The 14,235-nt window shown below is 48.1% G+C and carries 10 protein-coding genes; 8 read left to right on the forward strand and 2 right to left on the reverse strand.

The features are described 5' to 3' along the window. The first annotated feature begins 1 nt into the window (after position 1). Together MN202_RS10850 and MN202_RS10855 are read left to right on the forward strand one after the other, a co-directional pair. Positions 2–283 carry a YeaC family protein gene (locus tag MN202_RS10850; protein ID WP_335736141.1) on the forward strand — a complete coding sequence of 94 codons (282 nt, stop codon included), beginning with the start codon at positions 2–4 and terminating at the stop codon, positions 281–283. Next, entirely contained in the window at positions 273–2,987 is a 2,715-nt protein-coding gene (locus MN202_RS10855) for a DUF349 domain-containing protein (RefSeq protein WP_335736142.1), read from the forward strand. Before MN202_RS10850 ends, MN202_RS10855 begins: the two co-directional genes overlap by 11 nt. A gap of 76 nt (positions 2,988–3,063) precedes the next feature. Here the strand turns inward: MN202_RS10855 and ansA are convergent, their stop codons facing one another. Together ansA and sppA are read right to left on the reverse strand one after the other, a co-directional pair. Continuing rightward, positions 3,064–4,080 carry an asparaginase gene (gene ansA, locus MN202_RS10860; RefSeq protein ID WP_335736143.1) on the reverse strand — a complete coding sequence of 339 codons (1,017 nt, stop codon included), beginning with the start codon at positions 4,078–4,080 and terminating at the stop codon, positions 3,064–3,066. An 86-nt stretch (positions 4,081–4,166) separates the two neighbouring features. Further along, positions 4,167–6,047 (reverse strand): signal peptide peptidase SppA, encoded by a 1,881-nt coding sequence (gene sppA / locus MN202_RS10865; protein ID WP_335736144.1) that lies wholly within the window; start codon positions 6,045–6,047, stop codon positions 4,167–4,169. A gap of 187 nt (positions 6,048–6,234) precedes the next feature. Here sppA and MN202_RS10870 point away from each other — a divergent pair, with 187 nt between their 5' ends. The 6 genes from MN202_RS10870 to MN202_RS10895 all read left to right on the forward strand — a co-directional run bounded on the left by MN202_RS10870 (position 6,235) and on the right by MN202_RS10895 (position 14,154). Next, positions 6,235–8,253, forward strand: coding sequence for an NADPH-dependent 2,4-dienoyl-CoA reductase (locus MN202_RS10870; RefSeq protein ID WP_335736145.1), 2,019 nt, complete (start codon positions 6,235–6,237; stop codon positions 8,251–8,253). Between the two features lie 221 nt (positions 8,254–8,474). Next, a complete protein-coding gene (gene glgC, locus MN202_RS10875) occupies positions 8,475–9,710 on the forward strand; it encodes a glucose-1-phosphate adenylyltransferase (protein WP_335736146.1) in 1,236 nt (411 codons plus the stop codon). Positions 9,711–9,725: 15 nt separating this feature from the next. Further along, positions 9,726–11,138, forward strand: coding sequence for a glycogen synthase (locus tag MN202_RS10880; RefSeq protein ID WP_335736147.1), 1,413 nt, complete (start codon positions 9,726–9,728; stop codon positions 11,136–11,138). Positions 11,139–11,250: 112 nt separating this feature from the next. Further along, entirely contained in the window at positions 11,251–11,808 is a 558-nt protein-coding gene (locus MN202_RS10885; RefSeq protein WP_335736148.1) for an NAD(P)H nitroreductase, read from the forward strand. Positions 11,809–12,184: 376 nt separating this feature from the next. After that, a complete protein-coding gene (locus MN202_RS10890) occupies positions 12,185–12,904 on the forward strand; it encodes a response regulator transcription factor (protein ID WP_335736149.1) in 720 nt (239 codons plus the stop codon). Beyond that, positions 12,895–14,154, forward strand: a complete 1,260-nt coding sequence (locus tag MN202_RS10895) for an ATP-binding protein (RefSeq protein ID WP_335736150.1) — start codon at positions 12,895–12,897, stop codon at positions 14,152–14,154. The genes MN202_RS10890 and MN202_RS10895 overlap by 10 nt, the downstream gene beginning before the upstream one ends. The last annotated feature ends 81 nt before the right edge of the window (positions 14,155–14,235 follow it).

Here is a 14,235-nt window from a genome sequence, read left to right on the forward strand (position 1 = left end):
CATGGACTTTAACGCTCTGGTGCAGGCGATGACGCCTGATACCTATGAAAAACTTGCTGACGCCGTGGCAACCGGGCGTTGGGCTGATGGCAACGTGCTAAGCGATGCGCAAAAGGCGCACAGCTTGCAACTGGTGATGGCGTATCAGGCGCAGGTGCTTCAATCTGAAGAAATTTTCACCGTGGGTGCCAATGGCCAGCTGGTGCAAAAATCTAAAGCCGAACTAAAAAAACAATTCGAAACTCAGCCGTCTATTGCAAGGTTCTCGCACGATGATCTTTAACCGCTTTTTCAAACCCAAGTGGCAGCATGCTGATGCAGCTGTACGCCAGCAAGCCATAGCGACACTAAACCCTGAAGATGCCAGCCACAAAGCCGTGTTGCATGAACTGGCCTTTAACGATGGTGCCGAAGCGGTGCGCAAAGCAGCCCTGTATAAACTGAACGATTTTTCCTTGTGGTGGCAAGCCAGCAAACATGACAGCGCCGAGCGTTTACAGCAATTGGCCGAGCAAACGCTGATCAACCAGCTGTTGCAAAATCAGGTAGATGCCAAACTTAAACAACAATTTATCAGCCAGTGTAATCGCAGCAGTATATTGGAGCAGCTGGCGCAAACAGAAACCGACGCCAGCATTAAGTTTAATTTGCTGCAGCGCTTAAACAAAGCTGAGCTGAATATTAAGGCCTTGTACGATCCGGTATTACAATTGGCGCAAAAACGCCAGTTGCTCGGCCAGATTGACGATGAAAAAACGCTGGAAAAGTTAAGCCAGAAACTCGATGACAGCTTACAGGCTGATGTGCAGGAAAAACTGGCAAAAATTAGCGAGCAAAAGCAAAAACCGCTGCTGCTGCGTAAGCAACTGACATTATTGTTAGCAAAACTGAATGCCGCCCGCGAACGTAGCAGTGTGGCAGAGTTACCTGAGCAACTGCAGCAGTATCAAACGCAGTGGCAACAACTTGATGCTGAGCTGGATTGTCTGGGGGCCGAGGCAGATGAGTTTCGCACTAAATATGCCAAAATCAGCAGCCAGATTGAACAATGGCTGGCGCCAAAGCTGGAACAATTAAAACAGCAACAGGCCGAGCAGCATAAAGCAGCCGAGCGCTCCGCTTTGCAGCAGGTGTTGCAACAGCAGCTTGACGCGCTGGATCAACAATTACAGCAAGCGTTAGTGTCTACCGATATCAGCGCCGCCCAGCAGCTGGAGCAGCAATTGACCGCTCTGATGGCAGAGATAACTGACGCTGATATTAACGCCAAAACAGCCTTGTTAAATCGCAGCAAGCAGTTACAGCAGCAATTGATGCGTCTGCCTGAACTGGCCGAGCAATTAACCGGACTAACCCGCATAGTTGCAGACTGGGCGGCGCTGCCGCTGCCAGACAGCGCCGAAGCGTTAGCGCTTAGCGCAGAGCAGCGTCAGCAATGGCAACAGCATTGGCGTCAGTTAAGCAAAAGTTTGATGATAGCCGTGCCGGCCAGCTTATTGCAGGCAAAAACAGATCTGCAACAACAATGGCAGCGCTCAGAGCAGGCCTTCGGTCAGCAGGCAGAAAAAATCCAGCGCCAGTGTCGCAGTAAGCTGGCGCAGTACCGCCGTTTATACGCCGCCGGTAAGTATAAAGTGTTGTTTGGCTTGTTTAAGGGGATTGAACAGGACTATCAACAACTGACTGCACCGCTACAGGCACAACTGAGTAAAGACTACGACTTTGCCCGCGATAAAATGGCTGAACTGGCCGACTGGCAGGAATATATAGCTACACCGCGTAAGCAGGAATTACTGACGCATATGCAACAGCTTAGCGCCGAGCTTAGCGAAAGCCAGATGCGCCAGCGCGCTGATGAGGTAAAGCAGGCCAGGGCGCAATGGAACAGCCTGGGTAAAGCTGATCCGGCATTGGAAGCAGAACTGAATACGGCCTTCGATCTGGCCTGCGAGCAGGCGTTTGCTCCCTGCCGGGTTTATTTTGCCGCACATGATGCGCTGCGCGCTGAACATGTTAAGCAGCGCGAGCTGATTATTCTGCAGGCGCTGGACGCCGGCAAGGATCCAGCTGAAGCCAAAGTGCTGGAGTCTACTGTACAGCAATTAAAGCAAGCCTGGCAGCAGGCCGGTGCAGTGGATAAACAGCATTACGGTGCACTGAACGAGCGTTTTAATCAGGCGCTGTTACCGCTGCAAGCACAGCTAAAACACAGCCAGCAACAAGCGGCGGCAGCCAAACAGCAATTGATCGACAAAGCGCAGGCGGCGCTGCAGCTGGCCGAGCCTAATCTTACTGCTAAGGCGCTAAAAGAATGTCAGCAACAATGGAAAGCCTTATCCAGTGCCGGTCGCAAACAGGATCAGGCGCTGTGGTTAAGCTTCCGTGCGTTGTGCGATGGCTTTTTCAACGCCCGTGCTGAGCAGTTCGAGCAACAGAAATTGGCCGAACAGGCAGAGTTACAACAATTTGAGTCTGTAGTATCAGCTTTGTCTGTTGAATTGGAAGTCGCCGCAGAGCAGAGCGCTTTTGAAGCGGTACGCCAACAGTTAAGCGCGCTTGAACCTCATAGCGTGGCAACAGTGCAGGCGGTGCGCCAGCTACTGGATAAACTGAGCCAGAAACAGCAGCGCTGGCAGCAAAGCCAGCAACAGCGTGAATTTAGCCGGATGTTTGATTTACTGGCCGAGCCAGAGCTTAGTGCCGAGAAATTACCGGCCGGCTTTCGTGACTGCTTTAATGCACAGCAGGAACAACAGTTTAACCGCCAGCAACTTACCATAGCGCTGGAGTTATTGTCTGATCAACCATCACCGGATGCCGAGCGAGCGGCTCGTCAACAGGTACAATTATTATTGTTATCTGATAAACATAACCAGGGAAGTACGCTGGACAAGCACAGCCTGCTAAAACGCTGGTTACAGTTTGGTGTAGTAGCTGAAGCTGAATTGCCATTGCTGGCACGGGTTAAAGCAGTGTTTATTAACTAATTACTGCTGCCAGCTTTCAACTTAACCGGCTAACTTTAACACTTCGCTTAGCCGGTTGTTTTGATGCAGTGCCGGCTTAGTCTGCTGTCAGTTCGCCACGTAAATTTTGTTGCATCTGCTGGCGAATTTGCTCAGCGGTTAAATCTTTACTCAGTAAGTAATGCAGCTTGGTTAAAGCGGCTTCGAGTGTCATATCATAACCACTTATTACGCCGGCCTGCGCCAGAGCGTTACCGGTAGCGTAGCCCTGCATATTTACCGTGCCCTTAAAGCATTGGGTGCAATTAACAATAATAAGGCCGCGCGCACTGGCTTCGCGCAGGATCTTCAAGAGTTCAGGCCGCTGTGGCGCATTTCCAACACCAAACGACTTAATAATCAATGCCCGCACCGGTGCTGTGGTCATATTACGGATCACCTCGGTGTTAATGCCGGGGTACAAGGTGACAACGCTTATCGGTTGCGGCGTAATGCTGGCTACCTGCAGCGGCGCAGCTTGCTGTGGTTGGCTTAGTTTACCGGCAATCAGGTTGATATGTATGCCGGCCTCTATCAGCGGCGCGAAGTTGGGTGATGCAAAGGCATTAAAGCCATTGGCGTCAGCTTTGGTGGCACGGTTGCCGCGAAACAGCTGATTATTAAAAAACAGCGCCACTTCGGCAATAGGGTAGTTTGCTGCCAGGTACAGCGCATTCATTAAGTTTACCTGACCGTCCGAGCGCAACTGTGCCAGCGGAATTTGCGAGCCGGTAATAATGACCGGTTTTTGTAGGTTCTCCAGCATAAAAGACAGGGCAGCGGCGGTGTAGGCCATGGTATCAGTGCCATGCAACACGACAAAACCGTCATAGTTATGGTATTGCTGCGCAATATCGGCGGCAATATCCTGCCAGTGTTGTGGTGACATATCAGACGAGTCGATTACCGGGTGATACTCATGAATATCAAATTCCGGCATTTCGGGCCGGTAAAATTCCGGCATTTGTTTTACGGTGTCGGATAGAAAGCCGGGTACCGGTACATAGCCGTTAGCCGAGTGTTGCATGCCTATAGTGCCGCCGGTATAGGCGACATAAATCCGTTTTCTGCTCATAGTGTTAAATTTACTGTGTTATTACGCGAAGAATAAAAAAAATGCCCGGTTATAGCCGGGCATTGTAGTCGGTTTTACTGCTGCTGTCAGTTGATGCTGCAGCTGACACAATAAGAATAGATACCGTTTGGATCGTTAAACTGGTTAAGTAAGACAAAATCCTGTTTTAACTGACTGGTCAGTTTACGCAACAGACGTTGCTCGGCGTTGGCGCTACCTTGCGGTAACCAGCCTTGCGCTTTGGCTTCGCCAAGCAGTTCTTTGATCATTTGCTCACTTGGGCTTAGCTCCTGGCCAATTAACTTAACGTCATAGTTATTTAAACCGGCTTTATCAGCAGCGGCTTTAACTGCGTCGTCCAGTGAGCCCAGTTTATCAACTAAACCCAGTTCCAGTGCTTTGGCACCGGTCCAAACCCGGCCCTGAGCAACTTTATCCACATCGGCTGTGCTCATATTGCGGTTTTCGCCAACCATGCTTAAAAATTCACGGTAGCCACGCTCAATAAGCAATTGGAACAAATCTTTGGCTGCCGGCTGTAAACCTTTAAACAGTGGCAGACCACCTGACAGACCAGCAAGCTCAGAGGTGCCAACGCCGTCAACGTTCAGGCCCAGAGTTGGCATAACGTTCTCAGCAGTGTGCAGCAGGCCAAAAATACCGATAGAGCCGGTGATAGTGGTAGGCTCAGCCCAGATTTCGTTAGTCGGAGCCGAGATCCAGTAACCACCGGAAGCGGCTACCGAACCCATAGAAGCAATTACCGGTTTACCGGCTTCGCGCAGTAAACGGATTTCCTGAGCGATAACTTCTGATGCATAGGCACTGCCGCCAGGGCTGTCGACACGCATTACCACAGCTTTAACTTTATCATCGTGACGGGCTTTGCGCAGCAGTGCAGCGGTAGAGTCGCCGCCTATGGCACCGGCTTTGGCGCTGCCATCAACAATAACACCACGGGCGACGATTAACGCCACTTTATCGGTCATCGGGTTATCAAATTGCTGTGCTGGTATTGTCACATCGGCATAGTCAGCAAAGGTGACATGATTGTAGTTGTGATCATCGTTTTCACCGACGATAGCGATCAGGTCTTTACGGAAGGCTTCAGGGGTTTTAATCGCATCAACCAGGCCGGCATTTACCGCGTACTGGCTTAAATCACCTTCGGCGACCTGCAGCTTTTCTAACAACGCCTGATAGGTTTCATCGAAATTGTCGATGGCGAAACCGCGACGCTGCGCCACTTGTTGCTTGTAGTCTGCCCATAACGCGTTTAACCACTCGATATTGGCTTCTTTGGCCGCATCTGACATGTCATTACGCAGGAACGGCTCGACGGCAGATTTGTATGTGCCAACGCGAAACACATGGGTATTTATTTTCAGTTTTTCCAAGGCGTTTTTGTAGTACATCGGGTAGGCACCATAGCCTTCGAGTAATACCGCACCCATAGGAGTTAAACTGATTTCATCAGCGTAACTGGCCAGATAGTATTGGTTTTGGTTGTAATAGCCGCTATAGGCAAACACCTTTTTGCCGGCAGCTTTGAAGCTGTCGATTTCGTTACCTATGCGCTGCATTTTATCCAGCGAGCCACGACCTAAGGCCGCTAAATCTAATACCAGAGCCTGAATGCGGTTATCTTTAGTGGCCGCTTGCAGCACTTTAACCACATCACTGACTAACACTTCCGGCGCTTCTTCTTCGCCACCCAGGCTTTCATTCAGGGCGGTGGCAACCGGATCAGTCCAGCGCTTTTCTTCCACCAGGTCGCCTTTCAGGTTTAGCACCAGCGCAGCAGTGGGCGGTACTTCAACTTTGTCGTCGCCACTGAAAATAGACATGCCGATCACGACAACCAGCGCAATAAATAACACATTAAGCACTACTGCGCGAAAACCGCGGTACAGCCCGGCTATCAGGCGAAACAACCGGCGGATCAGGCCAGGATTTTTATCAACCATATAAGATTCCCTGTATAAATATCAGATGTATTGCATATTGGTATGCTAAACAATTTGGCCGCAAAGGCTAAGTGGAATTTGTAAGTAAATGTGTAACACTCAGTAAGCTATTGCGCCTTAGCTTGCTATAAACCAGCAAAGCAGATAAAGTTCGTCAGAGCTAACAGGTACGACCAGAGAGGCTGAAGTGGCATACCAAAAATTATTACAACCACTGGATTTAGGTTTCACAACCCTTAGAAACCGCGTCATTATGGGCTCGATGCACACGGGCTTAGAAGAAGAGAAGCAAGGCTTTAGCAAGCTGGCGGCGTTTTATGCTGAGCGAGCTAAAGGTGGTGTCGGCTTAATTATTACCGGCGGCATCAGCCCAAATTTTCGTGGCAACCTGGTGCCTTTTGGCAGTCAGCTAAGCTTTTGGTGGCAAACTGGTAAACATAAATTGGTTACTGAGGCTGTCCATCAGCATGGTGCCAAAATTTGCTTACAATTGCTGCACGCTGGCCGTTATGGCTACCATCCGTTTAGTGTTGCGCCAAGCAAACTTAAATCACCTATTACGCCATTTAAACCATCTGCCATGTCGGCCCGGCAAGTGCGCGGTACGATTAAAGATTTCGCCCATTCGGCTAAGCTGGCCAAAAAAGCCGGTTACGATGGTGTAGAAGTGATGGGCTCTGAAGGTTATCTGATTAATCAGTTTATTTGTGCCCGCACCAACCAGCGCACGGACGAATGGGGTGGCAGTTTTGACAATCGTTGCCGCTTTGCCGTTGAGACCGTTAAAGCGGTGCGACAGGCCTGTGGTGACGATTTTATTATCATTTATCGCTTATCGATGCTGGATTTAGTCGAAGACGGTAACAGTTATGATGAAGTGGTAGCACTGGCCAAAGCTATACAACAGGCCGGGGCAAGCTTAATTAATACCGGCATTGGCTGGCACGAAGCCAGAGTGCCAACTATCGGTACTATGGTGCCGCGTGCCGCTTTTAGCTGGATCACGCAGCGGGTAAAAGCCGAAGTTAACATTCCGGTCATTGCCACTAACCGCATTAACGACCCACAGGTAGCGGAAGATATTCTGGCTAATGGCCAGGCCGATATGGTGTGTATGGCCAGGCCGTTTCTGGCAGATGCAGACTTTGTTAACAAAGCTGCTGCAAATCAGGCTGATCTGATAAATACCTGCATTGCCTGCAACCAGGCCTGCTTAGATCATGTGTTTCAGAACAAACGCGCCAGTTGCCTGGTTAACCCGCGCGCCTGTTATGAAACTGAGCTAAATTTCACTGCTGCTGCAACGCGTAAAAAAATTGCTGTCGTCGGGGCCGGTCCGGCCGGGTTGGCGTTTAGTGTTTATGCAGCACAACGCGGCCATGAGGTGCATTTATTTGATAAATCGCACCAAATTGGTGGCCAGTTTAATTACGCCAAGCAAATTCCGGGCAAAGAAGAGTTTTATGAAACCTTACGTTACTTTGGCCGCATGCTGGAACTGCATGCCGTTAAGCTGCACTTAAATTCTGCCCAGAGTGCAGCAACGCTGCAGGCAGGCGGCTTTGATGAGGTGGTGCTGGCAACGGGAATAATTCCGCGTGATATTGGCCTTAAAGGCAGTGATCATGCCAAGGTATTAAGCTACCTGGATGTACTGCGCGACCACAAAGCTGTTGGCAAACACGTGGCTATTATAGGTGCCGGTGGCATTGGTTTTGATGTGGCAGAATATTTAACTGAGCCGCACTCGTTAACCTTGCAACCTGATGCCTGGTTAAAAGACTGGGGTATTGATAAAGCTTATCAGGCGCGTGGCGCTTTATTGCCGGATGAGGCTGCGCCGCCATCCGAGCGCAAAGTGTATCTGTTACAGCGTAAAACCACTAAAGTCGGTGCCGGGCTGGGTAAAACCACAGGTTGGATCCATCGCAGCTCGCTGAAGAAAAAAGGCGTTGAGATGATAGCAGGCGTAAATTACCTCAGAGTAGACGATGACGGCTTATGGGTCGACATTGCCGGCGAAGAGCGCTGCTTGAATGTGGACAATGTAATTATTTGCGCCGGCCAGGAACCGCAGCGCGAGCTGTTGGCCACCTTAGCTGCTGCAGGTATAAAAGCGCATTTAATTGGCGGGGCAGATGTGGCTGCCGAATTGGATGCGAAAAGGGCTATTCGCCAGGGCGCTGAACTAGCGGCTCAGATCTGAGCGCTTTTTAATTCGCGCTGCACTATATGGGTGCAGTAACTTCGCAAAGGCACCATCATGGTGCCTTTTGTCATATGGCTGTCATTATTTCTGTCTAATTTGATGACGCGCAAAGTATTGTTCAATCACGCCACTGGCAATTTATGCATCCAGACTGCTATTCTGGTATCAGCTTTGCAACTGCAGTATAAAAACACACAGCAAGCCAACAGGGAGTAACTATGTCCGGGGTATTAACCATGATCCTGGCCGGAGGAGAGGGCACACGTCTGGCACCTCTTACCGGCATCCGCGCCAAGCCTGCAGTACCGTTTGGTGGCAATTACCGCATTATCGACTTTGTTTTGAATAATTTTGTTAATTCCGATCTGTTACAAATATTTGTTATCACCCAGTTTAAATCGCACTCGTTAATGAAGCATTTAAGCCGGGCCTGGCGGGTTACCGGCTTAACTAATCGTTTTATTGATCCTATTCCGGCCCAGATGCAAACCGGTAAACACTGGTATTTGGGCACCGCCGATGCCATTTATCAAAACCTGCATTTAATCCATGGCCTGGACCCGGAGCATGTTTGTGTGTTTGGTGGCGACCATATTTATAAAATGGATGTACGCCAGATGCTGGACTACCACCGTCAGCGCAATGCCCGTTTAACGGTGGCGGCAATACCGGTGCCGGTGGCACAGGCACATGAGTTTGGCGTAATAGAAGTCGATGCCAACGGCAAAATGATTGGCTTTGAAGAAAAACCTAAAACCAATCCAAAAACCATTCCCGGCCGGCCAGATTATGTCTTGGCCTCGATGGGCAACTATATCTTTGAAGCAAAAACCCTGGTTAATGTACTGGAAGAAGACGCCAAACAGAGCGATTCTAAACATGATTTTGGCCATAACATTATTCCTGGCCTGTATCCAGGCGGTGATGTTTATGTATATGATTTTTCAGCTAACCATATACGTGGTGAAAATGAGCGAAGCGCCGGTTACTGGCGTGATGTCGGCACTATCGATTCTTATTACGAAGCCAATATGGACTTAATCTCTGTCGAGCCGCCTTTTGACTTATATAACCGGTACTGGCCGTTGCGTGGTTATACACCACCGGTACCGCCGGCGAAATTTGTCCATGATGAAGCCAACCGTACCGGCCAGGCGATCAGCTCTATGGTGGCATCGGGTTGTATCGTCAGTGGCTCTATCGTCTACCAGTCAATTCTGGGCTTTAATGTGCATGTGCACAGCCACAGCTATATCGAAAAGTGTGTACTGATGGGCAATAACGATATCGGCCGTGGTTGCCGTATTCGCCGTGCTATTATCGATAAAGATGTCAAAATTGCGCCGGGCACCATCATCGGTGAAGATCCGGTGCAGGATAAAGCCCGCTTTCATGTTTCGGCCAGCGGCGTAGTCGTAATCCCCAAAGGCGCAAAAATTGGTTTTGACGAATAACATTAAGGGCTAAGCGTGCAGATCCTGTTTATATGCAGTGAATATGAAGGGCTGATCAAAACCGGCGGGCTGGCAGATGCCTGCCGTGGTTTAGCGCAGGCATTGGCTGGTAGCGGGCATCAGGTTACGGTAGTACTGCCATGTTATGCAGCGCTGTATCATTATCGCAGCGCTAACTACCAGAGTTTGTATTTTGATCTGGCCAGCCGTGGTGTTGGCTGCGCGGTGCATCAGTTTGCACTTGATGGTATTAACTTCGCCCTGGTTGAACACCATGAATTTTTCCAGCGCGACAGGCCCTATGATGATGGCGAACATGGCTACAGTGACAACCCTCTGCGGTTTGCATTTTTCGCGAAGGCGGCGCTGCAGTGGGCCTTATATAGTGGCCAGCAGTTCGACATTATTCACGGCCATGACTGGCAAAGCGCTGCCGCGGCTTATTATCTGAAGCAGCATTACCAGCATAGCGCGCTGGCAAAGGTGCCGTTTGTGTTTAGTATTCATAATGGTGCTTATCAGGAGCGCTGTGCTGCACATTGGCGCCAGGAACTAGATATTGAGCCCACCTTAAGTACTGAACTTAATTTCCTTGCTACAGCTTTACAATATGCCGACAAAATAAACACTGTCAGTCAGGGCTATCGTGACGAGTTGCTAACTGAGCCGATGGCCGCAGGTTTGTCGGCCCTGTATCAGCAGCGGGCAGCAGATTTTAGCGGCATTTTAAACGGTTGCGATTATGGCGTCTGGCACCCAGCGATCGATCGTTATTTGCCGGCACCTTTTGATGCCGACAATTTAGCCGGTAAAGCCCGCTGCAAAACGGTAGTACGCAGCGAGTTGGCTCTGGCAGCCAGCAAAGTACCGTTATTTGTCGGCGTAAGCCGGCTTACCGGGCAAAAAGGCTACGATTATTTACTACCGGCATTAAGCCACTGGCTCGACACCACCAGTGCCCAGGTGGTCATCATGGGCACTGGTGAGGCGCGCTATTGTCAGGCGCTGGAGCAATTGCAACAGCAACATCCGCAGCAATTTCGTTTTGTGCATGGTTTTAGTGATGCCATGGCTCATCAGCTGGAAGCCGCTGCTGACTTTTTCTTAATGCCGTCGTTATTTGAACCCTGCGGTTTAAACCAGCTGTATAGTCTGCGTTATGGCGCTGTGCCAATAGTACGGCTTACCGGTGGTTTAAAAGATACTGTGCAGCCCTGGCCGGCACGTGGTGCTACCGGTATTGGCTTTACTGAACCTGATACCCGCGCCATGTACGACACCTTACAACAGGCCGAGTTACTGTACAGTAAACGCGACAGCTACAAGCGGGTACAACAAAATGGTATGGCGCAAAATTTCAGCTGGCAAAGCTCGGCCAGTCAATATTTAGCCTTGTATCAGCAGGCTGTTGGCAGCAGTGAGCAGTAAAGCAGCATAAAACGGCGTAAAGCCAAGCAGACGCACCTGGTCTTGCGATAATCTGATGTAAAGGTTACTGTTAATTTGATAGGCTGACCGCGCAAACTAGATTGAGGCTTATATGGATGCACTGACTTTATTAACCAGCCGTTTTTCCTCGGCCCGCTTAACTGAACCAGCGCCATCAGGCGAGGTACTGGACAATATTAAACGTGCCGCGCTGCAGGTGCCGGATCACGGTAATTTACGGCCCTGGCGTTTTGTTATCGCAGAAGGCCGCCAGGCACTGTGCCGGTTGGGCGATATTTTTGCCGAAGCGGCAGTTGAAGACGATCCGGCCATTGGCAATGACTTGCTGGAGCGGGCCCGCCAACTGCCACTGCGCGCGCCTATGGTTATTATCTGTATCGCCAAAGCGGTAGAGCACGCCAAGGTGCCGTTAATGGAGCAACAGCAATCAGCAGCCTGTGCGGTAATGGCCATGCAACAAGCCGCCTTTGCTCAGGGCTTCGGCGGTATCTGGCGCACCGGCGCCTACGCCCAGTTAGATTTTGTTAAACAAGCGCTGGAGCTGGGTGAAGACGACGAAATCGTCGGCTTTTTATACCTCGGCACGCCAAACGGCGAGCCAGCCAAACGCCATACCCCCGATCCGGCTGAGTATTTTTCACATCTGTAAAGCCTTAGCAGCAAATCCAAAGAGCTGCAATGCTCTTTGGATACGGAAAACCAGCAGTCGTTACTTGCGGCAATCTGCTGTAACCTCAGGTGGCGACATAAAATTCTTAAATTAACAGAGAACCTGACAAGCCAACACTTCGAGGGCACTGTAGAGATTGATGAAGCACACTTCAATCTGTCAAAAAAGTGTGTCGTAACTTGAGTCACAAGTCTAGAAAGCGTGGGGCTGGCAAAGCGGAACAAAAAATTAAGATCGTGGTTGCAAAGGGAGTATAAATCAAAATATTTCTGTTGATGAATCCCGAGGCAATATTAAAGAAAGCGTAAAATTGTGTCTAAAACAAAAGATAAATACCATTGAAAGTGTCAAGCAAATGAATACATTTATTTCTAAGTCATTGACCATTATTGAAGACAATATAGAGCTTTCTGCATTGCTGAAGAGTTTTTTTGAAAAGCATGGCTTTTTGGTTAACACGTTGTATAACGGCTCTAGTGGTTTAGAGCATGTGCTAATACATCAACCTGATTTTGTCCTATTAGATTTGATGCTTCCTGAAGTGGATGGCTTTGAGGTGTGTCGTGCTTTACAAAATAAGTATTTAGGTAAAGTGATTATTTTAACGGCTAGTAGTGACGACGTAGATGAGATCACCTTGCTGGAAATGGGGGCTGATGATTTTATTCAAAAGCCGGTTAATCCTCGAATTATATTGGCTAGATTTCGCAAATTGCTCAGATTAGCTCAAGGCGTTGAGAGTAAAAACCAATTGGATCATATGCTCAACATTGGGCCGTTTAAATTTAATTTGCTTACCAGAGTCGTAAGCCAATCCGATATCAAACTCGATATGTCTGAGAGTGAATTTGATCTCTTCTACTTTTTAGCCTCTCATGTAGATTCAATCCTAAGTCGCGACGAGATTTCTCGACAATTATATGGCAGAGAGTTTGATGGATTAGATCGCACAATTGACAATAGAATAATGAAAATACGCAAAGTAATTGGCGATAATATACCTTATCGACACCTAATCACAGTTAGGGGGAAGGGATATATTATTGTTAATAGCAAGGAGACCGAATGTTGTTAATACGCTTTGCGGTAAAGAGCTTAATTTTCATTTTAATATTTTTTACAATTAACCCCCTTTTAACTTCACTTGCTACGGATTATTTTTCTAATGAATTGAAGCAAGATGTTGAATTAGACTATAGAGCTTACATTTATGCTTTAGATGCAGCTCGCCCAGCACTTAACAATGAACAATGGCTTGCTTTGCTAAAGCGAATCTCTGAGCAAAGTAATCTAACTGCTAAAACTATTAACACCCCGGCTTCAGAACAGGCACAAACTATACTTGTTGAAAATGTTCATGATGAGAATTTGCAGGTAGTTACAGCAAAAATACAGGGGAATGAATTAATTCAACTTTCTGCATTTGGAGTTAAAGGTAATGTAGAGGTCATTCTTTTTTTCATTCAATATGGGCTGCCTTTGGGTTTAATATTATTTCTTTTTTTACTGCATACACTCTGGCTGCAATACAGACTTTTTAGATTAGAGCTTGCAAGCAAACTAATTGCAAAGGGCCAATTATCGGAGCGTGCTGACACTGGACTTTTCGCTATTGGACGTGTAAATGAAACTTTCAACCATATGGCAGAGAAGTTGGAGCGCTTGTTTACTCAGCAAAGGCATATGATAAGAGCAATTTCTCACGAGCTAAAAACCCCTATTTTTCGATTGCAACTGAAGCTTGAACTGTTAGATTCGCATTCAAATAATGAAAAGCTTATTTGCGAGTTATTTGAGGAATGTGACGAACTGGATACTTTGGTCCATGAAATATTGGAATATAGTAAAGTAGATCAGTTTTCCTCGCCTTTGAATTTTGGTGAAATTAATTTGAGTAATTCACTTCAAGACTATGTTAAGTCTATAGAAAAGTACTGTAACCACCCTATAATTTTAGATATAAAACAATCTATATTTGCGCGAGTAGATAACGCTGGGATCAAAAGAATTATACATAATTTAGTTGTTAACGCGGATAAATACGCCGCAGAGCAGATTCATGTGTCACTACTCAGGCAAGGTGGACGTTTGTTGTTGACAGTCGAAGATGATGGAGTAGGAATTGCCGAGTGCAAACGTGAGTTAGTTTTTCAACCCTTTTATACTGTTGATGAAAGCAGGACTGGTAAGCGCCATGGTGTGGGGCTGGGGCTTGCAATTGTAAAAGAAATCCTGTCCAGCCATGACGCGGGTGTAAAGATAAGCAAAAGCCAGTTTGGTGGCGCTTGTTTCACAATTGATTTGTCTAGTTGCTTTGTCAAATAGGAATTACGAAAACATGACATTAGAGTGACAAACCGACAATGCAATTAAGATTAAAATAACTTCTTAATTCACTTTATAGGA

Origin of the sequence: Rheinheimera muenzenbergensis, from assembly GCF_036984005.1 — a bacterium.
GTDB classification, from domain to species: Bacteria; Pseudomonadota; Gammaproteobacteria; order Enterobacterales; family Alteromonadaceae; genus Alishewanella; species Alishewanella muenzenbergensis.

Excerpts from the sequence above, each read along its gene's own strand:
- glgC (WP_335736146.1), top strand. The coding sequence starts at position 8,475 with ATGTCCGGGGTATTAACCATGATCCTGGCCGGAGGAGAGGGCACACGT.
- MN202_RS10855 (WP_335736142.1), top strand. The coding sequence starts at position 273 with ATGATCTTTAACCGCTTTTTCAAACCCAAGTGGCAGCATGCTGATGCA.
- MN202_RS10895 (WP_335736150.1), top strand. The coding sequence starts at position 12,895 with ATGTTGTTAATACGCTTTGCGGTAAAGAGCTTAATTTTCATTTTAATA.
- MN202_RS10890 (WP_335736149.1), top strand. The coding sequence starts at position 12,185 with ATGAATACATTTATTTCTAAGTCATTGACCATTATTGAAGACAATATA.
- MN202_RS10885 (WP_335736148.1), top strand. The coding sequence starts at position 11,251 with ATGGATGCACTGACTTTATTAACCAGCCGTTTTTCCTCGGCCCGCTTA.
- MN202_RS10850 (WP_335736141.1), top strand. The coding sequence starts at position 2 with ATGGACTTTAACGCTCTGGTGCAGGCGATGACGCCTGATACCTATGAA.
- ansA (WP_335736143.1), bottom strand. The coding sequence starts at position 4,080 with ATGAGCAGAAAACGGATTTATGTCGCCTATACCGGCGGCACTATAGGC.
- sppA (WP_335736144.1), bottom strand. The coding sequence starts at position 6,047 with ATGGTTGATAAAAATCCTGGCCTGATCCGCCGGTTGTTTCGCCTGATA.